Origin of the sequence: Geomonas oryzae, from assembly GCF_004117875.1 — a bacterium.
GTDB lineage: Bacteria > Desulfobacterota > Desulfuromonadia > Geobacterales > Geobacteraceae > Geomonas > Geomonas oryzae.
Genome location: NZ_RAHW01000001.1, coordinates 194944 through 219657 on the forward strand (window position 1 = coordinate 194944; position 24714 = coordinate 219657).

Consider the following 24714-nt stretch of genomic DNA (forward strand, 5'->3'; position numbering starts at 1 on the left):
TGTTGACGCGGGTTTCACTTGCCCCGTAGGGATGAAACTTACCGCTGTTCGATTTTCTGGCGGCCCGAAGGCCGGTATCACTTCATCCGTTCGTTTCTGACCGCGTCGCAGACGCGGTAATCGGCGATGTTCACCGTGACCTGCAGATGCGGCGCGGAGAGCAGACCGATCTCCTTCATGCACTCGGTCAGTTTTTTCTTCCACTCCGGATCAAGGGTCCGTATCGTCATCTCTTTCATTGCATGCCTCGCAGGTTTGAATTGTGGGCAATAAAAAAGGCGCTCACATCTGCCAAAGATGAGAGCGCCCCTTGTATCGGTAATATGCCGGAATGCCAAGATGGATACTCATCTCTTCGGCAACCCGGCTATCCTCATGGTAGGACCCGTGGCTTTGCGTCACCAGATCACTCTGGTTTTGCCCGTTCGGAGAACTATTCAGTTTTTACTTAAGCGTCGACCGCAGCCGGCCGCGCACAAAAAAGGGCGCTCACATCTGCCAAAGATGAGAGCGCCCCTTGTATCGGTAATATATGCCGGATGCCAAGATGGATACTCATCTCTTCGGCAACCCGGCTATCCTTATGTCAGGACCCGTGGCTTTGCGTCACCAGATCACTCTGGTTTTGCCCGTTCGGAGAACTTTACTTAAAGTTTTGTAACGACGGGTCACCTTTTAGCAGATGAATTTCCCGATTGCAACTTTTTTTTACATTCCTTTACTTTTTTTTACCATCACCTCTTTTGCCTGCGCAGCACCGCCCGCAGCGCCCGTCTCCCCGTTTCACGCCGTACGGCACATCCCTTCCGGCACCGAGAACTCAGCCACATACGCCCCGAGCTTCGCGTCGCACTCCCTTATGTGACGGTTGACCCAGTGGTCCAGGATGACCAGCAGATCGATGGTCAGGTTCCCCTCTTTGTTGCGGCGGCTGTGCACGTCGATCATCCTCTGCCTGAAAAGCTCGTGCTCATCCCGGTGCGCGAGGAAGTCGGGATAACAGGTCTCCATCATCAGCATCTGCTCGTAGTCGAAGCACTGCGACATGCAGACCAGGATCTCATCGAGGATGTAGCTCTCGGGGTTGATGCCGACCACGAAGCCGTCGTACGCGTCGTTTATCATCCTGACGATGTACCGGTGACACTGGTCGACGTCATCGATGCCGATCACCAGATCCGGGGTCCATTTCGTGTTAAACATAAGCCCTCCGCACATGGCGTCATGCCAGTCACCGGAATGTTAACGCTGGATGTTCCTATACGTTTCGCACGCCCCTTGAACGCAAAAAAGCCGGGGCCTCGATATCTTAAGTGATATTTCGGCGACCCGGCTGTCTCGGTGAGACCCTGTAGGCTTTCCGTCCCATCCTCGCGGATGGTTTAGTATTGTCGTCTATCCTTCTCTGGTATTGCGAGCGAAAACATATCGCACGTCGAAAAGCATGTCAATGAGATTTCCTGCATATGTCGATACGTCCGGCGAACAGGCAGACGCCCCGCTGCTATTTCCCTCCCAACGCCGCCTTCACCTTTTTCAGCGTATCGATGTTCTTCTGCAGCCCGCTCACGTTCTTCTCCATGTCCGAGATGGTGGTGCCCAATTGGGCTACGCTGCCGATCACGCCGCCGCTTCCGGCGGCCCTTTGCAGCAGTTCCGAACCGAGGTCTCCCATCTGCGCGTCGGCCCTGTGCTCGGTAACCGTACCGCACAGATAACCGCCGGCGAAAACAAGGGCGAATGCTGCGACACGCAGGGTTAAGACAACGCGTTTACTTGCTGTGAGTTTCATACTGGTACCTCCTTGAGTTCTTTTGACTGACAAACGCCTTATTGATAGCACCTTGCCGCCCCAAGTCAAACGTGCCCCCTGCCGGTGCCCTCCGGGCTGCCGCCACGAACACGGTCCGGGCAGGGAGCGACTGACTCATTTGGGCGATTCTATGTCTCATTTGAGGTATCGCCCGGGGCTCCCGGTACCGCCACGCGCGCCCCTTTCTCGCCTCGAGAGAGATCGACCTTCGTAGTTTCGGCAACTTACGCCACGGCTGCAAAGTTTGGCACGGGGAATGCTATAAGGAAAGACAGAAGTTCAAACCACAACAAAATTTAGGAGATCCACAATGAAAAAGATCGTTTCCTCCGTAGTCGCTGCTCTCGTTGCTGTTGCTTTCGCTGGTGTTGTTTTCGCTGCTGACGCTGCTCCGGCTGCTGCTCCGGCCGCTCCGGAAGCTAAGAAAGAAGAAAAAGCTCCGGCTAAGAAAGTTGCCAAGAAGAAAGCTGCTAAGAAAGCAAAGAAAGCAAAGAAAGCTGAGAAGAAAGACGAGAAAGCTCCGGCCGCTGAAGCTGCTCCGGCTGCGAAGTAATCAGGTCTTAACCTGTAACGTTAAAGCCGCCCCTTGGATGACCATCGGGCGGCTTTTTCAGTTGAAGCCATGCCGTAAACCTGAGCCCGCTCGGGCGGGAGTGCAATCGTAACAACGGGGGGCTGATGCGCAAAGTCGCTTGCAGCTGGGATGGGCTGGTAACCTGCGGGTATCTGCTGGTGATCGTCCTGGGCTACGTCGATTACGTGACGGGGGACTACTCGCTGCTTCTTTTCTACCTGGGACCGGTAGCCCTGGTTTCCTGGCTCAACGGCGCGCGCGGCGCCGTCCTCGTTTCCCTGTTGTCCGGCCTTGCCCGCTACCTCTCCGACTACTACAGCCATTCCTCCCTCACCTTCAAGCCATGGAACTCCCTTGAGGACATGGCCCTCATCGCCGCAGTCGCCTTCCTCGTTCTCGTGATGAAAAAGATGATGACCGAACCGCAACGCTGACCCGCTACCCGGTCACCAGTATCGCCCTGAAATCGTTCACGTTGGTGAGGGTGGGGCCGGTGACGAGACTCTCCCCCAGTGCCCCGAAGAACCCGTGTCCGTCGTTGTCGTCCAGGCGCGCCCTCGGGTTGATCCCCAAAGACCACGCCCTTTCAAGCAGCTCCGGCGTCACGAATCCCCCCGCGACCTCCTCCTGCCCGTCGACACCATCGGTATCACCGGCGAGAGCGTAGATCCCTTCCGCACCATCAAGGGCCACCGCCAGGGCGAGCAGGAACTCCACGTTGCGCCCGCCGCGCCCTTTACCATTCACCGTGACCGTCGTCTCGCCTCCGGAGAGGAGCACGCAGGGGGCTTTAAAAGGCTCGCCGCGACGCGCGACCTGCAGGGCGAGCCCCGCCATGACCTTGCCGACCTCGCGCGCCTCCCCCTCTATCCTGTCGCTTAGGATATGCGCGGCGACCCCCTCCCGGCGCGCCGTTTCCGCCGCCGCTTCCAGGGCGCCCTGCGGCGTGGCGACGAGCCGGAATTCCGCGCGCTCAAGGCGCGGGTCCCCCGGCTTCACCGACTCGCCGCAGGCCAGGCATTGACGCAGGTGGTCGGGCAGCTTGATGCCGTAGCGGTCGATGACGGCTATCGCATCGGCGCAGCTGGTCGGATCGGCAACGGTTGGGCCGGAGGCGATGTCGGTCGGCCCGTCGCCTGGCACGTCGGAGATGGCGAGGGTGACGACGCGCGCCGGATGACAGGCGGCGGCGAGCCGTCCCCCCTTGATGGCGGAGAGGTGACGCCGGACGCAGTTGATCTCGGAGATGCTTGCGCCGCAGGCTAGAAGTGCGCGGCTCAACTCCTGTTTCTCCTCTAGGGTGACGCCCGGAAGGGGGAGCGGCAGGAGCGCGGAGCCGCCACCGGAGATGAGGCAGACGACGAGGTCGTCGGGGGTAAGGGCTTCCACCAGTTCCAGCATGCGCCTTGCGGCGTGCAGGCCGGCCTGGTCGGGAACGGGGTGTGCGGCGCTCACGATCTCGATGCTGCGGCAAGGGACCTCGTAGCCGTAGCGCGTAACCACGATTCCCGCGGAGATCTCGCCGCTCCAGGCCTCCTCGAAGGCGTGCGCCATGGCGGCGGAAGCCTTGCCGGCACCGATCACGACGACTCTCCCTCTGGGGAGCTCGGGGAGATGGTCTTTCAGACAGTGCTCCGGCAGGGCGGAACGGACGGCGGCTTCGAACATCTTCTCAAGCAGTCGGCGCGGCTCCATGGTCTCCTCCAAGGGTGAGATTGAGCATAGATACAACAGCGGGGTGCGCGGCGCAACTGCTAAGACACCTGCATACCCCGGCGGATCAGTAGCGCTCCTTCCTGATCCAGCCGTACTTCTCGCCGGCGTAGAAATGTCCGTGACAGGAACACGGCCCGTTGTCGTAGATGTCCACCACCTGCACCTCGCCGCATATCGGACAGGGGGGAGTGGCGCGCTCCCTTCTTTTCGCCTCCTCCCTGAGCCCGGCCAGCTGCCCCTCCAGCATCTCGATACGTGCGACGAGCTCCCGGTCCAGCAGGTGTTCCAGACAGCCGTGCACGCCGCATATCTCCTCCCTGCCGTCGACCAGAACGGGATGCGGACAGTCGGTACAGGTGCAGTCGGCCCGGAAGTTACCGCACAAAGGACAACGGTTCTCCTTGATCTCCGGGAGAGAGAAACATCCCGCGGGGTAGATCCAGCTCATTATGGAACGGCTCATGGCTCTCCTCCTTCATTCAGGTATCCCGTTCGACGAAGTTAAAATCCTTCCATAAAAACAATCAAACGCAACCGCATCCCCCATTCCCGCAGCGCTGCATGTCTAACCGCGGGCGTTCGCCGTCCAGTTGTCACCACGCGACATCCTCGCGCCAGATCCGTGCCGGCAACGCCGCTTGACGCCAGACGGCCGGAGATGAAACGCAGTTGCGTCGTCGGTTCACCAGCTTCAGGAAAAAACGAGGCAGCATCCCCGCTTTGCCGCATTCTCGTATACGACGTCAAACAGTATTAATAGTTCTAAAGTCTCCTTTTACAGTGTCGAATAGACCAGAGTCATCCCGCTTCTTGCCTCATTCAGACATCGTCACAAATAATTCAGTGAAAGGAGCAACTATGAGAGCAATATCCAAACTTGCGGTCGTTATGTTCGTCCTTCTGATCGGCCTCTCCGCCCGTGCGGGTGCGGAGGAACTGAAGATAGGGGCGGGAGGAGCCCCCACCGAGAACATACTGAAGCCGATCCGCGCCGCCTTCGAAGCGGCAACCGGGATCAAGCTCTACATCGTGGCCTCGGGCCCCAAAAACGCCCTTCTGGACCTGCAAAAAGGCGAGGTCGACGCGGCGGCGGCCGGGCTCAATTACCAGGAATGGCTCGCCCTTATGAAGAAGGAAGGGGCCGAAGTCGCCTCACCGGAGTCCTTCACCCCGGTCCTCATCGGCAAGGACAAGATCAAGGTACTCGTCAACAAGGAGAACAAGGTGAGCCAGCTCGGGGCTGAGCAGTTGAAGGGAATCTTCAGCGGTGAGATCGCATCGTGGAAGGAGGTGGGGGGTGAGGACACCCCGGTCCTCGTGGTGCTGGGAAAGCTGACCCCGGGCACCAACGCCATGTTCTCCAAGGCGTTCATGGGTGACAAGCCCTTCGCAAAGGACGTCATCGACGCCACGACCGCGGAGGACGTGAAGCTCAACGTCGTCTCCAACCCGTCCGCCGTCGGGTTCGGCCCGCTCTCCCTGGTGGACGATACCGTGAAGGCGGTACGGACGCCCGAGCTGGCGCGCGACATCACCCTCATCACCAAAGGAAAGCCATCCGGCAAGGTCCAGCGGCTTATCGATTTCATCAAGGGCGAAGGGAAGAAGTACGTCAAGGAGTAGAACGCACCTGCAATCCAACACATCAGGAGGGAAGCGATGAAGAAAAGCTTGGTAAGTCTCACTGTCGCAGCAACGATGGTCTTTTGCGCAGCCGCCTTCGGCGAGGAAATCAAGGTGGGCGGAGGGGGTGCCCCGATCGACGGCTATCTGAAACCGGTGAAGGAGCCCTTCGAGAAGAGCACCGGCATCAACATCAACCTCAACTTCAGCAGCGCGACCCTCGCCTTCAAGCAGCTCATGGCCGGCGAACTCGACGCCTCCGCAGCCGGGCTTGCCTACGAAGACCTGGTGAAAACTGCGGCGAAGGAGAACATCCAGACACCCCAGCCCTCGGCGTACGTCGCCAGCGTGATCGGGGCCAGCAAAATCTACACGGTCACCCACAAGGACAACCCGGTCGCGTCCCTTTCCCTGGATCAACTGAAGGGGATCTTCACCGGCAAGATCACCAACTGGAAGGAGGTGGGGGGCAACGACGCTCCGATCCTGATCGTCCTCTCCTCGATCAACCCGGCCACCAACGCCGCGTTCAAGAAGCTCGCCATGGCGGACGCCCCGTTCGCCGCGGACGTGGTGGACGCGGGACGCTTCGAGGACGTGCGCGAGAAGGTCGCCGCGAACCTGGAGGCGATCGCCTTCGGCCCGGTCACCATGGTGGACGCCACCATCAAGACCGTCAAGACCCCCGACATTGCTCGCCCGGTCATCCTGGTCACCAAGGGGGAACCGTCCCAGAAGGTCCGCAAGCTCATCTCCTTCATAAACGGCGAGGGGCAGAAGTACATCAGGCAGTAAGGTGACGCACGCGGGAGAGGACTTCAGCCTAAGGACGGAGTGAATGATGACCATCAAGACCAAACTTACCCTCAATGTAATCATCGTGATCCTGATCGTCGCCGGGGTAGCCATCGCCAGCATCGTCGGCATGCGCTTCGTCGACAGCAAGCTGAAGGACCTCACCCAGCGCAGCACCCCTTTCCAGATGAGAACGGTGGAATTCCAGCGCCAGATCCAGGAGACGACGGCGGACCTGATCAAGGTCAGCGCCTCCAGAAACCGCGGCGAGTTCCAGGGCGCAAAGTCGGAGGCGGAGAAGACGCTCGCGCAGGTGGAAACCGGCCAGGCGGCGCTGCAGGCGCTCTCCGGCGACGTGAAGCTGGAGGCCCACGAGGCCCTGGCCGGCATAGCGACGGAACTCTTCCAGGTGACTTCCGGAAAGATAAAGGCCGAAGAGGACGCGACTGCGGCCAACAAGACGATCAACGAGCGGCTCCTTGAGGCGACCACCCGCCTCAAGGAGCTCGACGCGAAGATCAAGGGGCTGCAGTCGACGAGCTCCAGCTCCTACAGCAGGTCTGTTACGGAAACGAAGGGCGTATCGGACCGTGCCCGAAACGTCGAGGCGCTGAAGCTCACCTTGAAGGACTTCCACCTGGGTCTTTTGGAGGTGAGCAAGGCGTCCACCAAGAAGGGTGTCCTCATCTCCCAGGCGAAATGCAACTCGGCCATGAGCAAGGCGCTGCAAAACGAGGTTGCCAAGAGTTCCGGCGGCATCTCCGGGGACCTTAAGTACCTGAACGGCAGGATCGTCCCGTTCGGCAAGGCCCAAAGCGCCACCCTCGACCCCGGCGTCACCGACACCTCGGCAAGGGACCAGCTCTTCGCCGAGATCACCCAAAAGATGAACGCGGTGAACCTGGTGCTCGAGCAGGAGGCCGCCATGGCCGCAGACACCCTCGGTTCGGAGACGCGCAAGCAGGCCTCCTACTTCGGCAACTCGACGGTCGCCACCGGGGTGATGGCGAACAACTCGGAGCTGCTTTCCCTGGGGCTCAAGGTGGACGGCCTCGCCTCGCGCCTTTTCACCGCGACGAGCGTGAAGGACGTCGACGCCATCGAGGGTGAACTGAACGGGCTCTTCGGCCGCATAGGCCAGGTGGACGCCCAGCTCTCCAAGTCGCTCTCCAAGCTGAACGCGCGCACCGAGACCGCGCTTTTGCGCCAGGCGGAGGGGGCCCTCGGCACGGTAAGGGGACTTCTCTTCGTAAAAGACGGGGTGCTCTCGAAGATCCGCAACCGCCTGGACATGGAGGTGAAGGCGGCGGCGGCCATGGGCAAGCTGCGCGAGATCGTCCAGAAACAGGCGGAAAGCGGGCAAAAGACGGTGAGCGTGGCGCAGGTGGACCAGGAAAAGGCCATCACCACCGTGAACAGGATGGTCCGTTTCTCGACCCTGCTGATCGGCGCCATAAGCCTTGGGGCCGTCCTCTTCGGGATCGCCTTCGGCGTCTGGGTCTACCGCTCCATATCACGGCCGCTCGCCCAACTGCTCGGGGTGTCGCAGGCGGTGGCCAAGGGGGATCTCTCGGTCCGCATCGACACCGACAACGGCGACGAGGTGGGCAAGGTACAGCTCGCCATGTGGGAGATGGTGAACAACCTGCGCGGGATGGTGGGCAAGATAAAGGACGCCACCCAGAGCCTCGCCAGCAGCTCGGAGGAGCTCTCCGCAACCGCCGTCTCGCTAGAGCGCGGCGCCGAGGAACAGACCACGCGCATCGACCAGTCCGCGACCGCGATGACCGAGATGACGCAGACCACGGTGGAGGTGGCGAAGAATTCGACGGACACCTCCGACGCCGCGGTGCAGATGAAGGGGATAGCAGACCGCGGCAAGGCGGCGATGCAGACGACGGCGCGGGAGCTGGACCGGTTCGTCGAGTCGGTGAAGGAAGCGGCCCAGAAGGTGGAATCTCTCGGCAAGCAGTCCGAGGAGATCAGCGACGTGGTGACCCTGATAAACGACATCGCCAACCAGACGAACCTCCTCGCGCTAAACGCGGCGATCGAGGCGGCGCGCGCCGGCGAACAGGGGCGCGGCTTCGCGGTGGTGGCCGACAACGTGCGCGAGCTCGCCGAGCGGACCGCGACGGCGACGCAGGAGATATCGCAGACGGTCAAGACCATGCAGAGCAGCGTAAGGGACTCGGTCGCCTTCATGCACGACGAGCGCGAGTCGGTGGAGACGGTACAGGGGCAGGTGCAACAGACACTGGTCGCCATCGGGGAGATCGTGAACTACGTCGAGCAGGTGGCCGACATGGTGCAGAGGATCGCCGTCGCCGCCGAGGAGCAGTCGTCGACCAGCGAGGAAGTGGCCAAAAACATGGACGGCATCCACACCATCGCCCGGGAGCTCAGGAGCTCCTTCACCGACATAAGGCATTCGTCGGGCGGACTGTCGCAGCTCGCCACGGAGTTGAACGGCATGGTGGGATGGTTCAGGGTGTAAGAAGTTATCGCGCTCCGCGTGCCGATGATATATACTCGACCGGCAAACTCATGAAAGGCTGGGAGCAGGATGCGCATCCTCATCATCGAAGACGAGCAAAAGGCCGCCAATTATCTCAAGAAAGGTCTCACCGAAAACGGCTTCAGCGTCGACATCGCCAACGACGGCGAGGACGGGCTGCACCTCGCCATGACGGAGACCTACGACCTCATCATCCTGGACGTCATGCTCCCGGTAAAGGGTGGATGGGCCATCATCGAGGAGCTGCGTGCGGCGGGCAACGACGTCCCGGTCATCTTCCTTTCCGCGCGCGACGCGGTGCATGACCGGGTGCACGGCCTGGAGCTCGGGGCGGACGACTACCTGGTCAAACCGTACGCCTTCTCGGAGCTGCTCGCCCGCATCAGGATCATCCTGCGCCGCCACCCGCTGCAACAGCCCGAACTTCTGCGGATGGCGGACCTGGAACTCGACATGGTACGCCACAAGGCGCGCCGGGCCGGGCAGTCGCTCGACCTCACCGCGAAGGAGTTCCAGCTGCTCACCCTCATGCTGCGGCGCCGCGGCGAGGTGCTCTCGCGCACCACGATATCGGAGCAGGTCTGGGGGATCAATTTCGACAGCGACACCAACGTGGTCGACGTCGCCATAAGAAGGCTCAGGAAGAAGGTGGACGACCCCTTCCCGCTGAAGCTCATCCAAACCATCAGGGGGGTCGGCTATGTCATCGACGAAGCGTCCTGACCGCCCCCGCGCCATCTCTCTTACCGCACGCCTGGTCGGTTTCTACTTCGTAGCCACCCTCCTGATCCTTTTGTGCACGAACTGGTTCCAGTTCAAGCGGCTCTCCAAGGACCTCGATTATGAGGACAACGATTTTCTGGTGGAGCGCATCGTAAACCTGAGGGACATCATCGCCCGCCACCCCGACGCGCTGAAGGACCAGATACCCGCCAACAAACCGGGACAGCCGAGCCACCATCTTGTGCGCATCCAGGACGCGGAGGGACGCACCCTGATGCAGTCGCCGGGGATCGAGAACATCCCGGTCGACCGCTTCCCGCCGGCGGTGACCAGCAGCGAGAAGATCGGGCGCGGGGTCCGCTACCGCACCGGGGCGAAAAAGCACTACCTGCTGAACGCCGCCTGGGCGGGACGCGACGACAATCCCCATTACCGGCTGGTACAGGTCGCCCTGAACATAACGAAGGACGACGCCCTCATGTCCAAGTACCTGATCCGCACCGCCGTGTCGGTGGCGATCGGGCTGATGCTCGCCGCCGTGCTCGGGGTCGTCATCGCGCACCGGGGGCTCAGGCCCCTGAAGGAGATGGCGGACAAGCTCTCGGGCATCACCGAGGCCGACCTGCACCAGCGCACCCGGATGGTGGGCTCGCCGCGTGAGCTGGAGGAACTGGCGGTCGCCCTGGATGCGATGCTGGAGCGTCTCGAGGAATCCTTCGGCCGCCTCTCCGAATTTTCCGCCAACCTCGCCCACGAACTGCGCACCCCGATCAACAACCTGCGCGGCGAGGCGGAAGTGGCCCTTTCCCGCGCCCGCTCCGAGGACGAATACCGCCGCATCATCGAGTCCGCCATCGAGGAGTACGAGAGGCTCTCCCGCATGGTGGTCGACATCCTGTTCCTGGCGCGCCCGGACCGCTCCTATCAGCCGGAGCTGATCGACGTCCGCGCCGAGGTGGAGCGGCTGGCAGACTACTACGGCAACGTGGCGGACGAGGATGACACCGCCATCGCCATCGAGGGAGAGGGGAAGGCCTGCGTCGACCCGCACCTGTTCCAGCGCGCCGTGGGGAACCTGATCTCAAACGCCCTGCATTACACGAAGAGGTTCGGCGAGATCAGGGTGAGGCTCACGCCCCTTTCCGACGGGGGGCTCGAACTGATCGTCGAGGACGACGGCATGGGAGTGGACCCGGCCGAGCTTCCGCGCGTCTTCGACCGCTTCTACCGCTCGCCCCAGGCACGCCAGGTCTACAACCAGGGAAGCGGGCTCGGGCTCGCCATCGTCCGCTCCATCATGACCCTGCACGGCGGCACCGTCTCGATGGCGAGCACTCCCGGCAAGGGAACGGCGGTCACCCTCGGCTTTCCTCCTCCCCGCCCCGGGTGCCGCGCACAGGACCGCGCACCGGCAGCACAGGAAGGATGATGATGTTCACGCGCCTGCACCAAAATCGAAGGGAAACGGTTCGGATCGTCGCCATCTACGCCGTCTTCGGCCTCGCCTGGATCTACGGGTCGGACACGGTCCTCGACTGGCTCTTCGACGACCGGCAGATGCTGATGCGGATCGCCGTCGCCAAGGGGTTTCTCTTCATCCTCTGCACCGCAACCCTCCTCTACGTCCTGATCGACCGGTACCTGAACGCCGTGGCTGCGGCCGACGGCGCCCGCCTGCAAAGCCTGGAAAGCCTGAACGAGAAAAACGCCCACCTGCGCCTGTTCTTCGAGTACGCCCCGGTGTCCCTTGCCATGTTCGACCGCGAGATGCGCTACCTCGAGGTGAGCCGCCGCTGGCTCGTCATGTACGGGCTGGGAGAAGGCGACATCCTCGGTCAGTCGCACTACGAGGTGTTCCCGGAAATCACCGAACGCTGGAAGGAGTTCCACCGCCGGGGACTCGCCGGCGAGATCCTCTCCGAGGAGGCTGACGAATTCGTCAGGGGGGACGGGGCGGTACAGTACGTGAGGTGGGAGATCCGCCCCTGGTATGACGCGGCCGGAGAGGTCGGCGGCATCCTCATCTTCACCGAGGACATCACCGAGAGGAAAAGGTTCGAAAACGCCCTGAGCGCGAACGAGCGCTTCCTGCGCCTTATGACCGAGCAGTTGCCGGGCATGGTCTGCTACTGGGACAGCGACCTCACCTGCCGCTTCGCGAACCGCGAATACCGGCAGTGGGTCGGTAAAGACGCCGAGGGTATGATCGGCAAGGGGATGACCGAGGTCCTCGGCCCGGAGCTCGCCGGACAGAACGAGCAGCATGCGCGTGCCGTCCTCGCGGGGGAGCCGCAGCACTTCCAGAGGACCATCGTCCGCGGAGAGGTGACCTATCACCACTGGGCCCATTACATCCCCGACATCGTGGATGGGAGCGTCCGCGGCTTCTACGTCCTGATCTCGGACCTTACCGAACTGAAACGCGCCGAGAAGGAGAAGGCCGCCCTGGAGGCGCAACTGCAGCAGGCCCAGAAGATGGAGTCGGTGGGAAGGCTGGCCGGCGGTGTGGCCCACGACTTCAACAACCTCCTTACCGTCATCATGGGGCTCGCCCAGTTGGGGGCACGGGAGCTGCCGCCCGAGCACCCGGCGCGGGCCCGCTTCGACGGGATCCGGCAGGCCGCAGACAAATCGGCGGCTCTTACCAGCCAGCTTCTGGGCTTCGCCCGCAGGCAGACCATCGCGCCGAGGGTTCTGGACCTGAACGGGGCCGTGGAGCAGATGCTCAAGATGCTGAAGCGTCTGGTGGGCGAGGACATCGACCTCGCCTGGGGACCCGGGGCGGGACTGTGGCGGGTCTGCATGGACCCGTCCCAACTGGATCAGATCGTCGCCAACCTCTGCGTGAACGCCCGCGACGCCATTGCCGACGTCGGCAAGATCACCATCGAAACCCGCAACGTCGCCTTCGACACCGACTACTGCAACGCCCACTTCGGCTTTACCCCCGGCGACTACGTCATGCTCGCCGTGAGCGACGACGGCTGCGGCATGGACCAGGAGACCCTCTCCCACATCTTCGAGCCGTTCTTCTCCACCAAGGACGTGGGACGCGGCACCGGCCTGGGCCTCGCCACGGTGTACGGCATCGTCAGGCAAAACAGCGGCTTCATCAACACCTACAGCGAGCCGGGCAAGGGAACCAGCTTCAAGATTTACATCCCGCGGCACCGGGGGGACGAGGCGGAACCGCTCGCCGAGCCGACCGCAGCCAAGGAGATCCGGGGGAACGAGACCATCCTGATCGTGGAGGACGAGCCGAGCATCCGCGAGGTGGCGGTGTCGTTCCTCGCCTTGCAGGGGTACCAGGTCATTTCCGCCAAGACCCCTTCCGAGGCGCTGGAACTCGCCGGCCAGCAGGGGCGCCGCATCGATCTCATCGTAACCGACGTGGTCATGCCCGAGATGAACGGGCGGGAGCTGGCGCGCAGGCTGCAGCCGCACTGCCCGGATGCTGCGTGCCTCTTCATGTCCGGCTACACCGCCAACGTGATTGCCCACCACGGCGTGCTGGATAAGGGGGTGAACTTCATCTCGAAGCCCTTCTCGATGACCGACCTCGCAGTGAAGGTGCGGGAAGTGCTCGACGCACCTTCACACCATGACGCTTAGTCCGGGACGGTGTCCCCGCCCCCCTCTGGGATGTCCCTTCGACGGGCGAAGGCCCGGAAGGAGAGGCCTAAGGGGGCACGGGGGCACAGATGACAAAAATGTCATCCGTCTGCAATCTTCCGGAAAGGCGTCTTGTCGTATGCTCTGTGGCGCATATCACGACAATTGTGAGGTTTAATACATGCCGCAACGCCGACTGGGCCTGGTCGCCCTTGTCTCCTGCACCTTCCTTTCCGTAAACGCCGCTATCCGCATCATGCTCCTGAGCATGGCCCCCAAGGGGGCGGGCCTGAAGCTCTCCCTGATCCTCAAGGCAGCCTGCACCGGGTTCTACTTCGACCTGGCCACGCTCGCCTACGCCCTCATACCGCTGGCACTCTACCTCATCGTCATGCCGCGCCGGGTCACCACGCACCGCTGGCACATCCGGGCCGTGCGGGTGCTCTTCGCGCTGTTCGTGGGCGTGCTCGTCTTCGACATCTGCGCCGAGTACCTCTTCTTCGACGAATTCGGTACGCGTTTCAACTTCATCGCCGTCGACTACCTGATCTACACCACCGAGGTGATCGGGAACATCAAGGAGTCGTACCCCCTTCCGGTGATCTTCTCCGGCATCGGGGCGATCGCCGTCGGGGCTTCCTGGTTTTTGCGCAGGGCCATCGCCCGCGGCGCCGAGATGACCTTCAACGGGGCCTACCACAGGCTCGGCGCGCTGCTGCTCATCGCTCCGCTTCTCTCCTACGGCGTGGTCAACGTCTCGCAGTCGGCGATTTCCCAGAACAACTTCGCCAACGAGATCGCCGGCAACGGGGTCTACAACCTTTTCGCGGCCTTCATCAACAACGAGCTTTCCTTCACGAGGTTCTACCGTACCCTCCCACAGGACAAGGTGAACGCGCGCTTGAGGACCCTGGTGGCCGAGAGAAACAACAGCTTCGCCAACCCGAAGTCCGAGCGTTTCACGAGGGAGATCCGCGGCGAAGGTCCGGAGAAGCACCTGAACCTGGTGGTGATCACCGAGGAGAGCCTCTCCGGCGAGTACCTGGGCGTCTTCGGCAACAAGGACCACCTGACGCCGAACCTGGACCGCCTCGCCTCCCAGTCGCTTCTCTTCACCAACCTCTACGCCAACGGCACCCGCACCATCCGCGGGCTGGAGGCACTCACCCTCTCCATCCCCCCGCTGCCGGGGACGTCGATCGTCAAGCGCCCCAACAACGGCGGCTTCCGCTCCTGGGGCGAGATCCTGAACGGGAAGGGGTACGAGTCCAAGTTCATCTACTCGGGGCACGGCTACTTCGACAACATGAATGCCTTCTTCTCCGGCAACGGCTACTCCATCGTGGACCGGCAGGATTTCGCCCAGAACGAGGTGACCTTCTCCAACGTCTGGGGTGCCTGCGACGAGGACCTGTTCCGCAAGGTGATCCGTGAGGGAGACAAGTCTTACGCGGCGAAGAAACCGTTCTTCTCCATGGTGATGACCACCTCGAACCATCGCCCCTTCACCTACCCCGCCGGCCGCATCGACATCCCCTCCAAGAGCGGCAGAAAGGGTGGGGTCAAGTACGCCGACTACGCGATCGGGAGGCTGGTGGCCGAGGCAAGCAGCAAGCCGTGGTTCAAGGACACCATCTTCGTCATCGTGGCCGATCACTGCGCGAGCAGCGCCGGGAAAACGGACATCCCGATCAAGAAGTACGAGATCCCGCTCATCGTCTACTCCCCGGCCCACGTGAAACCCGCGCGCGTCGACAGGATGATGAGCCAGATCGACGTGGCGCCGACCGTCCTCGGCCTGATGAACATGAGCTATAAGAGCGACTTCCTGGGGCGGGACGTCCTGAAGGATTCCGACCGGGCCCCGCGCGCCTTCGTATCGACCTACCAGAAGCTTGGGTACCTCACCGAGGACAGGCTCCTCGTGCTCGGCCCCCAGCAGTACGCGGCTCAGTACAAGGTGGACAGAAAGAGCGGGAAAGCGCAACCGGAGCCGGTCTCCGACGACATGCTCTCCGACATGCTCGCCTACTACCAGGGTGCGGATTACATCTACCAGCACAGGCTGAACCGGATTCACTAGATGCATGCAAAACTTGACGGAAAGTTCTGGGTACGGCACCTAGCCGTACCCTTTTTTCTTTTTTTCGCCGCCGCCATTTTCTGCGAAGTTACCGACGTGGACCTGGTACTGGCCGACCGCTTCTTCGACTTCTCCGCCGGAGTCTGGCCCGCGCGCCACTCCTTTTGGGCTGAGTGGCTGATCCATCAGCGCGGCAAGGAACTTATCATCCTGATCACCGCGGGCTCCTTCGCCGGTTGGCTCGCCTCATGGCGCTGGCAGTGCCTGCGCCGCGACCGCTGGTCCCTGCTCTTTCTGGCCCTTGTCATCGTCCTAAGCACGACGAGCGTGGCCCTGATGAAGAAGGGGATCGGGAGGCACTGTCCGTGGGACGTCACGCGCTACGGCGGGAGCGTTCCCTACACCCGGCTCACCGAGCCGCCGCCGCAGGCGTGCGCACCCGGAAACTGCTTTCCCGCCGGCCACGCCTCGGGGGGCTTCGCGCTCTTCGCGGGGTATTTCGCCTGGCGCGACCGCAGAAGGCGCCTCGCGCTGTCGTCGCTCGCGGCGGGAGGGGTGCTCGGGAGCATCTACGCCTACGGCCAGATGGCGCGCGGGGCGCATTTCCTGTCGCACAACTTCTACAGCGCCATCATCTGCTGGCTCATCCCGCTCTTCCTGTACCTTCCTTACCGGTATCTGCTGAGGGCACCACGGGCTGAAGCTCCCCTTCCCGCGGCGCCGCCTGTGGTCGCGAAGTACTCGAGGGGGAGTGAGGAGGGCTAGTCGGCGTAGATCATCTTGCGGGTCATGCCGCCGTCGACGACGAAGTTCTGCCCGGTGATGAACCCCGCGCGGGACGAGGCGAGGTACGCGACGAGTTCAGCGATATCTTCGGCACGTCCCACCCGGCCGACCGGATGCTGGGCGTGATCCTCCCGGCGCAGCTCGGAATCCGGGCCGTTGTGGATCCACCCGGGGCTGACGCAGTTCACCCGCACCTCGGCCCCTAGGCTCATGGCGAGGGCGTGGGTCAGCGCCAAGACGCCCCCCTTGCTTGCCGAGTACGCCTCGGTGTCCGCCTCCGACTGCAGGGCGCGGGTGGAAGAGATGTTGACGATGCTGCCGCGGCTTTTCTTCAGATGCGGGACCGCGTGCTTCGTGCAGAGGAAGACGCCGGTCAGGTTGGTGGCGATGACCCGGCTCCACTGCTCGAGCGTGAGTTCGTGCACGGGGGCGGCGTGGGCGCCCGCGAGAGCGGCGTTGTTCACCAGCAGATCGAGGCGACCGAAGCGCTCGACGCTCCGTTCCACCATGGAGAGCACCGACTGCTCGTCCGATACGTCCGCCTGCAGGGCAAGCAGACGCCCCGGCGCGGCGAGCCCGGCTACGGCGCCGTCCGCCGACGCCCCGTCGATGTCCGCCAGCACCACCGCATACCCCTCCGACAGCAGTTTCTTAGCGATCCCGCAACCGATGCCGCGCCCGGCACCGGTCACCAGCGCCACCTTCATCCCGTTCTCCATGTCTTCCATATCCGTCCTCCTTTCCCGGCTCAAACAGGCTCAAAAGCTACAACAGGGGGCGCCGATGCGCAAACATAAATGCGATATAATCCCTTCCCAGTGGAACCGCCACTTGACTGTAATTACACCTGTACATACAATGAGGCAGGCAATGAGGTTCGATTGGGATGACAGAAAAGGCGCGTTAAACCTGGCGAAGCATGGCTGCGACTTTGCCGACGCTGCTGAGATCTTTCTGGGAAACCACCTCGAGATCAGGGATGAACGCAGAGACTATGGGGAACCCCGCTTCATTGTCATGGGCTACATCAAAAACCGCGTCATGGTTGCTGTGTACGCTTGCAGGGGCACCGACACGATACGGATAATTTCACTGAGAAAGGCGAACAATCGTGAAAAAGAGAGATTCGAAAGCACCGTCGCCAACAGACTGGGCAAGAGTTGATGCGATCAGAGACGAGGAAATCGACTACTCGGACATTCCGGAACTGGGAGACGATTTCTTCGAGAAGGCTACCTTGACCCCCGCCAAGCAGGCCATCACGATACGGCTTGATTCCGACGTGGTGTTATGGCTCAAGGAAGGGGGGAAAGGGTATCAGACGCGGGCCAACCGGATCCTGCGCAGCGTGATGGAAGCACAGAGAAAGAGAGACGGCATGAGTGCGCCTTCCAAGAAAGGAACAGGGCCGTCCTGAGTCCGACACCGACTCCATCCCCGTAGGCATTTTCCCTTTTAACACGGCGATTTGTCACATCATCCACGCATAAATGGCCCGCTTTGACAGAAAAATCCCCCGCCCCTTCCAAAATCACATTTTTTTAGCAGCGCAGCAGCAGTTTCTATGCTAGCCTTAATGCTATTTTTCAACCTGCGGAGGCAGTACCGGATTCATGCAAAGCAAAACGATTGAGAAGATATTACAGGACGTGCGAGACGGTTCGGTGGACGTGGCGAACGCCCTGGAAAAACTGAAGCACCTCCCCTTCGAGGACCTGGGCTGCGCCACGGTGGACCACCACCGCACGCTGCGCCAGGGCTTCCCTGAAGTCATCTTCGGACAGGGCAAGAGTATCCCCCAGATGCGCACCATCATCCAGGCGCTGCTAGACAAGGGTGGCAACGTCCTCGCCACGCGGGTCAACCGCGCCAAGGGGGCGAAGCTCATGGAGTCCTTCCCCCAGGCGGTCTACCATGCCGACGCGCGCGCGCTCACCATCGAGCAGCACCCGGTGGAGCGGCGCGGAAAGGGCAAGATACTCGTGGTCTGCGCCGGCACCTCCGACATCCCGGTGGCGGCCGAGGCGGTGCTGACCGCAGAGCTCATGGGGAACGAGGTGGAGAAGGTGTACGACGTGGGGGTCGCCGGACTGCACCGGCTGCTGGCGCGACGGGGCACGCTCGCCGAAGCCGCGGTGATCATCGTGGTGGCCGGCATGGAGGGGGCGCTCCCCTCAGTGGTGGGCGGACTCGTGGACAAACCGGTCATCGCCGTCCCGACCTCGGTAGGCTACGGCGCCTCCTTCGGCGGTGTCGCCGCCCTCTTGGGCATGCTGAACTCCTGCGCCGCCGGGGTGACCGTGGTGAACATTGACAACGGCTTCGGGGCGGCCTACGCCGCGAGCCTCATGAACAGGGTGCACGGATGAGGGTTCTGTATTTCGACTGTTTCGCCGGTATCGCGGGCGACATGACCGTGGCCGCCATGATCGAGCTAGGTCTTCCTCTCGAGACGCTGCAAAAGGAGCTCTCCGCGCTCCCGCTCTCGGGCTACACGCTGGAGTCGAAGAAGACGGAGCGCCACGGCGTCGCCGGCACCTCCTTCAAGGTGACCTGCATCGAGGCGGACCAGCCGCACCGCCACTACAGCGGCATCGCCGCGATGATCGAGAAGTCCGGGCTGAAGCCCCGGGTGAAGGAGCTCGCCGGGCGCATCTTCCTGCGTCTCGCCCAGGCCGAGTCCGCCGTGCACGGCGTGCCGCTCGAGCGGGTGCACTTCCACGAGGTGGGCGCCATCGACTCCATCGTCGACATCGTCGGTACCGCCATCGGCCTCGACTATCTGGGGATCGAGCGGGTCTGCGCCTCGGCGCTCCCCTACGGCCGCGGCTTCGTCAAGACGGCGCACGGCCTGCTCCCGGTCCCGGCACCTGCCACCGCAAGGCTCATGGAGGGGATTCCGGTCGGGCCCGACATCGGCGAAGGCGAACGGGTGACGCCGACCGGCGCTGCCATCGTCGCGGCACTCGCCGACGGCTTCGGTCCCCCTCCGGCCATGACCGTGAAGGGAACGGGCTACGGCGCGGGGGAGAAGGACTTTCCGGAACTGCCGAACCTGCTTCGCCTGGTGCTGGGTGAGGAAACGACGCCCGGGGCGGCGCAGGAGGTGCTGGTCCTTGAGACCCACATCGACGACATGCCCGCCGAGATCTTCGGTTTTCTGATGGAGCGGCTTTTGGAGGCGGGCGCCCTCGACGTCGCCTTCTCCCCTTTGCAGATGAAGAAGAACCGCCCGGGGACGAGGCTCACCGTGATAGCCAAGCCTGCCGACCTCGAACGCCTCTCCGGCATCGTGTTATCCGAGTCGAGCGCCATCGGCCTTCGCTACTACCCGGCGCGCCGCATCGTGGCGCAGCGCCGCGTAGAGACCCGCGAGACCTCGGTCGGGCACGTCTCCGTCAAGGTGCTGGGGGACGGGCGGGTGACGCCGGAATACGAATCGTGCCGGAGCGTCGCGCTGGAAAAGGGGATGCCGCTCATCGATGTCTACCGCATCGTGGAAAGGGAGTGCTGCAAGGGATGAAAAAATTCGTAATCGTTTCCGCCACCTGGTTCGGCACCGGCTTCGCCCCCTTCGCCTCGGGGACGGTCGGGACCCTGGGGGCGATCCCTTTCTTCCTGCTTCTCTCGCGCATGCCGCTGTCGCTCTACCTTCTGACCACGGCGGCCTTCACCCTCTTCGCCTGCTGGGCCGCCGGTTTCGGTGAGGAGCTTTGGGGCGAGCACGACTCCGGAAAGATCGTCATCGACGAGGTGGCGGGGTATCTCGTCACCATGATCGCGGTCCCCGCCACCTGGATCGGGGTTCTTACCGGCTTCGTCATGTTCCGCATCTTCGACATCCTGAAGCCGCAGCCGGCGCGCTGGTTCGACCGGTCGCTCAAAAACGGCTACGGCGTGGTGATGGACGACATCGCGGCCGGCGTCTACGCCTGCGCCGCGACGCACCTCGTCCTGAGGTTACTGCCGTGAGAGTCGCCATCCTCTCCATAGGCGACGAACTCCTCACCGGCGAGGTGGTGGACACCAACGCGGCCCACATCGCGGACCGGCTCTATGACGGCGGCGCGCGCGTTTTCCGGCATGTCACCGTCCCGGACGACGAGGATGCCATCGTCGAGGCGATCGTCGAGCTTGCCGGGTCAAGCGACGCGGTGATCGCCACCGGCGGGTTAGGCCCCACCCCCGACGACTACACGGCGCAGGCGGCGGCCCGTGCTGCGGGGGTACCGCTCGAGCTCTCGCAGGAGGCCCTCGACCATCTTGCCCGCTTCGAGGAGAGGATCGCCCGGCCGCTGCACCCGTCCAACCGGCGCCAGGCCCTTGTCCCGCACGGGTGCCGCCTGATTCCGAATCCGCTCGGCACCGCCTGCGGTTTCACGGTCGAGATCGGGGGGGCGGAGGTATCCTTCCTCCCCGGGGTCCCGTTCGAGATGGAGCGGATGCTCGCCGACACGATCCTTCCGGAGTTGGGGAAAAGGCTTCCGGCACCGTGGCGGCGGGTCACCCTGAAGCTTTTCGGCATCCCCGAGGCGGCCATTGCGGAGCGCCTGGAGGGGGCCCTCTCCGAGAACGGACCGGTGCAGCTCGCCTACTGCGTCAAATACCCGGAGATCCACGTGATCCTGCGGGCCGCGGCAGCGGACGCGGCGCTTCTCGACAAAACGGCGGCTGCGGTGCGTGAGCGCCTCGCGGAGTTCCTTTTTGCCGAGGACGGCGACACCATGGATGAAGTGCTCGCACGGCTTTTCAGGGAGAAGAAGGTGACGCTATCACTCGCCGAATCCTGCACCGGCGGGATGATCGCCTCCCGGGTCACCGCCATGGCCGGGAGCTCCGCGTACTTCCTCGAGGGGAACGTGACCTACAGCAACGCCGCGAAGACCCGCATGCTCGGCGTGCCGGCCGAGCTGATTGAAAAGCACGGCGCGGTCAGCGCGGAAGTGGCGCGCGCCATGGCCGAAGGGGCGCGACTGGCCGCGGGGAGCGACCTCGCCGTTTCGGTGACCGGCATCGCCGGACCCGACGGCGGCACCGCGGAGAAGCCGGTCGGCACCGTGTACATAGGCATCGCCGACGCTGCCCGATGCCGCGCCGAACGTTTCAATTTCCAGGGAGACCGGACCCGCGTCCGCTCCATAACCACCTTTACCGCACTGGATTGGCTGCGCAGACACCTCCTCACCCTCCATTAGCTAACGGCCGCCCCAGGCGTGCCATCACACCCTCCAGGGGGATCGCCGTGCACTTTGCACCGCTCCTACTCATAGTGGCCTGCGAACTGCTGCTCCTTTCGATCGAGCAGTACACGCCGCTGCCCGGGTGGCTCCACTTCAGCGTCTCGGTGTCGCTGGCGACGGTGCTCCTTTGCTTCGTGGCGCTTTTCAGGCAGCGCCAGACGAGCATGGTGGACGGGCTGCGCCGCGAGATCGACGAGATGCAGCAGGAGGCGCACAAGAGCGCCCGGCGCTACAAGAGCCTCCTCGAGGGTGCGGGCAACGCGATCTTCATCTTCAACGTGAAGACCGGGCTGCTGCAGGAAGAAAACCGCCTGGGGCGTGAGCTGATCGGCTTTACCAAGGAGGAGCTCGCCTCCATGGAGGTGCGTGACATCTTCGCCCCTTCCGAACACGACCGGCTGCGCACCTTCATCTACCAGCTCGTGCGCCAGGGGAAGGCGGACTGGGACTGCGCCCAGATGAGGAGAAAGGACGGCTCCCTCTTCATGGGCGAGATAAACGCCCGCCTCATCGACCTCGGCGACGAGCAGGTGGCGCACTGTCTTTTGCGCGACATCACGGAAAAGCGGCGCACCGAGCACGAGATCTGGCAGAGAAACCGCGAGCTCTCCATCCTCAACAACATGCTCGCCGGCATGAGCCAGGGGACCGACCTGAAGACGGTGCAGGAGGAGACCCTCCTGGAGCTGATGGAGCGCTTCCAGGCCGAGGGAGGGACGCTGCACATCTCCACGCCGGAGGCCCCCTCCCCCGCACTTTGCGCGTCGAGAGAGGCCTCCGCCGAACTCGAGCGGGTGATCATGGAGAGCGTGGAGGGTGACCCGGAACGGTTGCGCGAAGTCCGCGTCGCGCCGCTTGCCGATGCCTGCAACGGCTGGGGGAGCCTCACCTCTATACCGATCCGCTCGCAGGAGCGCCTTTTGGGCTTCATCCATCTCATCCACCGCGTCCCGCACAACTACGGCCCGAAGGAGCTCCGCTTCCTCGAGAGCGTCGGCAGGCAGATGGGGAACATCATCGAGCAGGTCCGGCTCTTCGACGAGCTCAAGTGGAAGAGCGAGGAGCTGCTCCGCTCGCACCGGCTTTTGGAGAAAAGCAGCCACAGTCTTTCCCTCTCCGAGACGAAACTCAAACAAAACCTCGCCCTCATCGAGCAGGCGCACCAGGAGCAGACCCGCCTGGATCGCATGAAGAACCAGTTTCTCGGGATGGTTTCCCACGAGTTCAACACGCCGCTTACGAGCATCGTCGCCGGCGTCGACCACCTGCTGCAGCAGGAATGGGTCTCACAGGAAGACGCCTGCCAGGTGCTCGAGATGGTACGCGACGGGAGCCTGCGCCTGAAGGCGCTGGTCGCCGATCTTTTGAAGCTGATCAAGCTCGAGGCGCGCCGGGAGGGACTCGAGACGAGCGCCATCCACCTGCGCCTGCTGCTCGAAAATCTCCTGGACCAGCTCCAGCCGCTCTTCGAGGAGCGCGGGCAGGCGATCACCCTGCGCGACCTCGATCATCTCCCCTTCTTCCAGGGGGACTGCACCTACCTGGAGCGGGTCTTCTACGAGCTTTTGCTGAACGCGATCCGCTTCAGCCCCGAAGGGGGCGAGATCGTGGTGACCGGCCGCGTCGTCGACCACGAGGCCCTCTCGGTGCGCTCCGGCACGCTCACCCGCTTCAACCCCGAGTTCCTGAGGCGCTGCGGCGAGCGCTGCTATCTGGAGGTCGAGGTGCGCGACGGCGGCATCGGCATACCGCTGGACGAGCAGCAGCGGGTCTTCGAGATCTTCTACGAGGTCGGCGAGATCCGGCACCACTCGAGCGGGCGGCGGCAGGGACGCGGGGCCGGGCTCGGCCTTGCCATCGTCAAGGGGATGGTCGAGGCCCACGGCGGCATGGTATGGGTGGAGAGCGGCGACGGGAGTTCCTTCTTCCTCGTGCTCCCGCTCGAGCAGGAACTTATCCAGCCGGCGCTGTTTTAGAAGACGTTCTACGTTCTACGTTCTACGTTCTACGTTGGAGGCTCCTGGGGCAAGCGCGCAGAAAAATGAATGTCCCCGTCAGGCTGAACCCCGGGCTTTTAAGGTTTCAACGTAGAACGTAGAACATAGAACGTAGAACTTGCCCTTGAACCTTGCGTTTGCGGTTTTACTTGTGCTATGTGTGATTGGCTGAAAAACCAGACCCAAAAACCGCCTGGAAAGGCGAAGGAGATATAAAACGATGCTCGATAAGGAAAAAGCGGAAAAGGCCCTGGACCTGGCGATGAGCCAGATCGAAAAACAGTTCGGTAAGGGGGCCATCATGAGGCTCGGCAACGAGGAGGCGCTCCCCGACGTGGCGGCCATCCCGACCGGCTCCCTCTCCCTGGACCTCGCACTCGGGGTGGGGGGCGTCCCCCGCGGCCGCGTCATCGAGATCTTCGGACCGGAATCCTCGGGCAAGACCACCCTCGCCCTGCACGTCATCGCCGAGGCCCAGAAACTGGGCGGCATCGCGGCCTTCGTCGACGCGGAGCACGCCCTCGACATCGGCTACGCCAGAAAGCTCGGCGTGAAGACCGACGACCTCCTCGTCTCGCAGCCCGACACCGGCGAGCAGGCGCTTGAGATCGCCGAGACCCTGGTGCGCTCCGGCGCCATCGACGTCCTCGTCGTCGACTCCGTCGCCGCCCTGGTCCCGAAGGCCGAGATCGAGGGGGACATGGGCGACTCGCACATGGGCCTGCAGGCACGCCTCATGTCCCAGGCGCTCAGGAAACTCACCGGCATCATCTCCAAGTCGAACTGCTGCGTCATCTTCATCAACCAGATCAGGATGAAGATCGGCGTCATGTTCGGCAACCCGGAGACCACCACCGGCGGCAACGCCCTCAAGTTCTACGCCTCGGTGCGCATGGACATCAGGAAGATCGCGGCGCTCAAGCAGGGCAACGACATGATCGGCTCGAGAACCCGCGTCAAGGTGGTCAAGAACAAGGTGGCCCCCCCGTTCAAAGAGGTCGAATTCGACATCCTCTACGGCGAGGGTATCTCGAAGGAAGGGGACGTTCTCGACCTCGCCGTGGAACGCAACGTCGTCGAGAAGAGCGGCGCATGGTTCTCCTACGGCAAGGAGCGCATCGGCCAGGGGCGCGAGAATTCCCGACTGTTCCTCAAGGAGCACCCGGAGATCCTCGCCGAGATCAGGGAAAAACTCACCGCACCGCAACAAGACGCCGCGTCCGGCGCAGCCTAA

The 24714-nt window shown here is 63.0% G+C and carries 24 protein-coding genes and 3 riboswitches; of the genes, 18 read left to right on the forward strand and 6 right to left on the reverse strand.

Translation table 11 applies throughout. The annotated features are described in order from the left end of the window. Positions 1-77 precede the first annotated feature (77 nt). The 3 genes from D6Z24_RS21575 to D6Z24_RS00925 all read right to left on the reverse strand — a co-directional run bounded on the left by D6Z24_RS21575 (position 78) and on the right by D6Z24_RS00925 (position 1792). Positions 78-239, reverse strand: coding sequence for a hypothetical protein (locus D6Z24_RS21575; RefSeq protein WP_198419389.1), 162 nt, complete (start codon positions 237-239; stop codon positions 78-80). Between the two features lie 115 nt (positions 240-354). Then, positions 355-432: riboswitch (cyclic di-GMP riboswitch) on the reverse strand. Between the two features lie 130 nt (positions 433-562). Continuing rightward, a riboswitch (cyclic di-GMP riboswitch) is annotated at positions 563-640 on the reverse strand. Between the two features lie 143 nt (positions 641-783). Continuing rightward, positions 784-1203, reverse strand: coding sequence for a bacteriohemerythrin (locus D6Z24_RS00920; protein WP_162605054.1), 420 nt, complete (start codon positions 1201-1203; stop codon positions 784-786). 117 nt (positions 1204-1320) lie between these two features. After that, positions 1321-1397: riboswitch (cyclic di-GMP riboswitch) on the reverse strand. Positions 1398-1504: 107 nt separating this feature from the next. Then, positions 1505-1792 carry a hypothetical protein gene (locus tag D6Z24_RS00925; protein WP_129124662.1) on the reverse strand — a complete coding sequence of 96 codons (288 nt, stop codon included), beginning with the start codon at positions 1790-1792 and terminating at the stop codon, positions 1505-1507. Between the two features lie 331 nt (positions 1793-2123). Here D6Z24_RS00925 and D6Z24_RS00930 point away from each other — a divergent pair, with 331 nt between their 5' ends. Together D6Z24_RS00930 and D6Z24_RS00935 are read left to right on the forward strand one after the other, a co-directional pair. Further along, positions 2124-2366, forward strand: a complete 243-nt coding sequence (locus D6Z24_RS00930; RefSeq protein ID WP_129124663.1) for a hypothetical protein — start codon at positions 2124-2126, stop codon at positions 2364-2366. Between the two features lie 125 nt (positions 2367-2491). Next, complete coding sequence (locus tag D6Z24_RS00935) at positions 2492-2821, forward strand: hypothetical protein (RefSeq protein WP_129124664.1); 330 nt, start codon at positions 2492-2494, stop codon at positions 2819-2821. Positions 2822-2825: 4 nt separating this feature from the next. Here the strand turns inward: D6Z24_RS00935 and D6Z24_RS00940 are convergent, their stop codons facing one another. After that, positions 2826-4082 carry a glycerate kinase type-2 family protein gene (locus tag D6Z24_RS00940; protein WP_129124665.1) on the reverse strand — a complete coding sequence of 419 codons (1257 nt, stop codon included), beginning with the start codon at positions 4080-4082 and terminating at the stop codon, positions 2826-2828. 85 nt (positions 4083-4167) lie between these two features. Next, a complete protein-coding gene (locus tag D6Z24_RS00945) occupies positions 4168-4566 on the reverse strand; it encodes a hypothetical protein (protein ID WP_129124666.1) in 399 nt (132 codons plus the stop codon). A 395-nt stretch (positions 4567-4961) separates the two neighbouring features. Between D6Z24_RS00945 and D6Z24_RS00950 the strand changes: the two genes are divergently transcribed. The 8 genes from D6Z24_RS00950 to D6Z24_RS00985 all read left to right on the forward strand — a co-directional run bounded on the left by D6Z24_RS00950 (position 4962) and on the right by D6Z24_RS00985 (position 16222). Then, a complete protein-coding gene (locus D6Z24_RS00950) occupies positions 4962-5726 on the forward strand; it encodes a substrate-binding domain-containing protein (protein WP_129124667.1) in 765 nt (254 codons plus the stop codon). Positions 5727-5762: 36 nt separating this feature from the next. After that, positions 5763-6521: a substrate-binding domain-containing protein gene (locus tag D6Z24_RS00955; RefSeq protein ID WP_129124668.1), complete on the forward strand. Its 759-nt coding sequence runs from the start codon at positions 5763-5765 to the stop codon at positions 6519-6521. Positions 6522-6567: 46 nt separating this feature from the next. Beyond that, positions 6568-9018, forward strand: a complete 2451-nt coding sequence (locus tag D6Z24_RS00960) for a methyl-accepting chemotaxis protein (protein ID WP_129124669.1) — start codon at positions 6568-6570, stop codon at positions 9016-9018. 69 nt (positions 9019-9087) lie between these two features. Next, a complete protein-coding gene (locus D6Z24_RS00965) occupies positions 9088-9762 on the forward strand; it encodes a heavy metal response regulator transcription factor (protein WP_129124670.1) in 675 nt (224 codons plus the stop codon). Further along, positions 9740-11191, forward strand: a complete 1452-nt coding sequence (locus tag D6Z24_RS00970) for a heavy metal sensor histidine kinase (protein WP_129124671.1) — start codon at positions 9740-9742, stop codon at positions 11189-11191. Before D6Z24_RS00965 ends, D6Z24_RS00970 begins: the two co-directional genes overlap by 23 nt. Continuing rightward, a complete protein-coding gene (locus D6Z24_RS00975) occupies positions 11191-13374 on the forward strand; it encodes a hybrid sensor histidine kinase/response regulator (protein WP_246014528.1) in 2184 nt (727 codons plus the stop codon). Before D6Z24_RS00970 ends, D6Z24_RS00975 begins: the two co-directional genes overlap by 1 nt. A gap of 181 nt (positions 13375-13555) precedes the next feature. Then, positions 13556-15457: an LTA synthase family protein gene (locus tag D6Z24_RS00980; protein ID WP_129124672.1), complete on the forward strand. Its 1902-nt coding sequence runs from the start codon at positions 13556-13558 to the stop codon at positions 15455-15457. Next, the gene (locus D6Z24_RS00985) at positions 15458-16222 is read left to right on the forward strand and encodes a phosphatase PAP2 family protein (RefSeq protein WP_129124673.1); all 765 of its coding nucleotides are present in this window, start codon (positions 15458-15460) and stop codon (positions 16220-16222) included. It abuts the gene before it with no gap. On the opposite strand, the gene D6Z24_RS00990 is transcribed toward D6Z24_RS00985, so the two are convergent. Beyond that, positions 16219-16971 (reverse strand): SDR family oxidoreductase, encoded by a 753-nt coding sequence (locus tag D6Z24_RS00990; RefSeq protein ID WP_129124674.1) that lies wholly within the window; start codon positions 16969-16971, stop codon positions 16219-16221. The two genes, D6Z24_RS00985 and D6Z24_RS00990, sit on opposite strands and share 4 nt — an antisense overlap. A gap of 142 nt (positions 16972-17113) precedes the next feature. Here D6Z24_RS00990 and D6Z24_RS00995 point away from each other — a divergent pair, with 142 nt between their 5' ends. The 8 genes from D6Z24_RS00995 (at position 17114) to recA (ending at position 24714) form a co-directional block, all read left to right on the forward strand. Beyond that, positions 17114-17407, forward strand: coding sequence for a BrnT family toxin (locus D6Z24_RS00995; RefSeq protein WP_129124675.1), 294 nt, complete (start codon positions 17114-17116; stop codon positions 17405-17407). Beyond that, positions 17355-17660: a BrnA antitoxin family protein gene (locus D6Z24_RS01000; protein ID WP_129124676.1), complete on the forward strand. Its 306-nt coding sequence runs from the start codon at positions 17355-17357 to the stop codon at positions 17658-17660. The genes D6Z24_RS00995 and D6Z24_RS01000 overlap by 53 nt, the downstream gene beginning before the upstream one ends. Before the next feature lie 196 nt (positions 17661-17856). After that, entirely contained in the window at positions 17857-18612 is a 756-nt protein-coding gene (larB, locus tag D6Z24_RS01005; RefSeq protein WP_129124677.1) for a nickel pincer cofactor biosynthesis protein LarB, read from the forward strand. Then, positions 18609-19766 (forward strand): nickel pincer cofactor biosynthesis protein LarC, encoded by a 1158-nt coding sequence (gene larC, locus D6Z24_RS01010; RefSeq protein WP_129124678.1) that lies wholly within the window; start codon positions 18609-18611, stop codon positions 19764-19766. Before larB ends, larC begins: the two co-directional genes overlap by 4 nt. After that, a complete protein-coding gene (locus D6Z24_RS01015) occupies positions 19763-20215 on the forward strand; it encodes a phosphatidylglycerophosphatase A family protein (protein WP_129124679.1) in 453 nt (150 codons plus the stop codon). Before larC ends, D6Z24_RS01015 begins: the two co-directional genes overlap by 4 nt. Then, the gene (locus D6Z24_RS01020; RefSeq protein ID WP_129124680.1) at positions 20212-21438 is read left to right on the forward strand and encodes a competence/damage-inducible protein A; all 1227 of its coding nucleotides are present in this window, start codon (positions 20212-20214) and stop codon (positions 21436-21438) included. Before D6Z24_RS01015 ends, D6Z24_RS01020 begins: the two co-directional genes overlap by 4 nt. Positions 21439-21485: 47 nt before the next feature. Continuing rightward, a complete protein-coding gene (locus tag D6Z24_RS01025) occupies positions 21486-23459 on the forward strand; it encodes a sensor histidine kinase (RefSeq protein ID WP_129124681.1) in 1974 nt (657 codons plus the stop codon). Positions 23460-23700: 241 nt separating this feature from the next. Next, positions 23701-24714, forward strand: a complete 1014-nt coding sequence (recA, locus tag D6Z24_RS01030; protein ID WP_129124682.1) for a recombinase RecA — start codon at positions 23701-23703, stop codon at positions 24712-24714.

What these genes read in the sequence shown, in the direction of transcription:
- larC (WP_129124678.1), top strand. Translation starts at nt 18,609, where the DNA reads ATGAGGGTTCTGTATTTCGACTGTTTCGCCGGTATCGCGGGCGACATG.
- larB (WP_129124677.1), top strand. Translation starts at nt 17,857, where the DNA reads ATGCAAAGCAAAACGATTGAGAAGATATTACAGGACGTGCGAGACGGT.
- D6Z24_RS00940 (WP_129124665.1), bottom strand. Translation starts at nt 4,082, where the DNA reads ATGGAGCCGCGCCGACTGCTTGAGAAGATGTTCGAAGCCGCCGTCCGT.
- D6Z24_RS00960 (WP_129124669.1), top strand. Translation starts at nt 6,568, where the DNA reads ATGACCATCAAGACCAAACTTACCCTCAATGTAATCATCGTGATCCTG.
- D6Z24_RS00950 (WP_129124667.1), top strand. Translation starts at nt 4,962, where the DNA reads ATGAGAGCAATATCCAAACTTGCGGTCGTTATGTTCGTCCTTCTGATC.
- D6Z24_RS00980 (WP_129124672.1), top strand. Translation starts at nt 13,556, where the DNA reads ATGCCGCAACGCCGACTGGGCCTGGTCGCCCTTGTCTCCTGCACCTTC.
- recA (WP_129124682.1), top strand. Translation starts at nt 23,701, where the DNA reads ATGCTCGATAAGGAAAAAGCGGAAAAGGCCCTGGACCTGGCGATGAGC.
- D6Z24_RS00990 (WP_129124674.1), bottom strand. Translation starts at nt 16,971, where the DNA reads ATGGAAGACATGGAGAACGGGATGAAGGTGGCGCTGGTGACCGGTGCC.
- D6Z24_RS00925 (WP_129124662.1), bottom strand. Translation starts at nt 1,792, where the DNA reads ATGAAACTCACAGCAAGTAAACGCGTTGTCTTAACCCTGCGTGTCGCA.
- D6Z24_RS00995 (WP_129124675.1), top strand. Translation starts at nt 17,114, where the DNA reads ATGAGGTTCGATTGGGATGACAGAAAAGGCGCGTTAAACCTGGCGAAG.
- D6Z24_RS00945 (WP_129124666.1), bottom strand. Translation starts at nt 4,566, where the DNA reads ATGAGCCGTTCCATAATGAGCTGGATCTACCCCGCGGGATGTTTCTCT.
- D6Z24_RS01015 (WP_129124679.1), top strand. Translation starts at nt 19,763, where the DNA reads ATGAAAAAATTCGTAATCGTTTCCGCCACCTGGTTCGGCACCGGCTTC.
- D6Z24_RS21575 (WP_198419389.1), bottom strand. Translation starts at nt 239, where the DNA reads ATGAAAGAGATGACGATACGGACCCTTGATCCGGAGTGGAAGAAAAAA.
- D6Z24_RS00930 (WP_129124663.1), top strand. Translation starts at nt 2,124, where the DNA reads ATGAAAAAGATCGTTTCCTCCGTAGTCGCTGCTCTCGTTGCTGTTGCT.
- D6Z24_RS00975 (WP_246014528.1), top strand. Translation starts at nt 11,191, where the DNA reads ATGATGTTCACGCGCCTGCACCAAAATCGAAGGGAAACGGTTCGGATC.
- D6Z24_RS00970 (WP_129124671.1), top strand. Translation starts at nt 9,740, where the DNA reads ATGTCATCGACGAAGCGTCCTGACCGCCCCCGCGCCATCTCTCTTACC.
- D6Z24_RS00935 (WP_129124664.1), top strand. Translation starts at nt 2,492, where the DNA reads ATGCGCAAAGTCGCTTGCAGCTGGGATGGGCTGGTAACCTGCGGGTAT.
- D6Z24_RS00955 (WP_129124668.1), top strand. Translation starts at nt 5,763, where the DNA reads ATGAAGAAAAGCTTGGTAAGTCTCACTGTCGCAGCAACGATGGTCTTT.
- D6Z24_RS00920 (WP_162605054.1), bottom strand. Translation starts at nt 1,203, where the DNA reads ATGTTTAACACGAAATGGACCCCGGATCTGGTGATCGGCATCGATGAC.
- D6Z24_RS00985 (WP_129124673.1), top strand. Translation starts at nt 15,458, where the DNA reads ATGCATGCAAAACTTGACGGAAAGTTCTGGGTACGGCACCTAGCCGTA.
- D6Z24_RS00965 (WP_129124670.1), top strand. Translation starts at nt 9,088, where the DNA reads ATGCGCATCCTCATCATCGAAGACGAGCAAAAGGCCGCCAATTATCTC.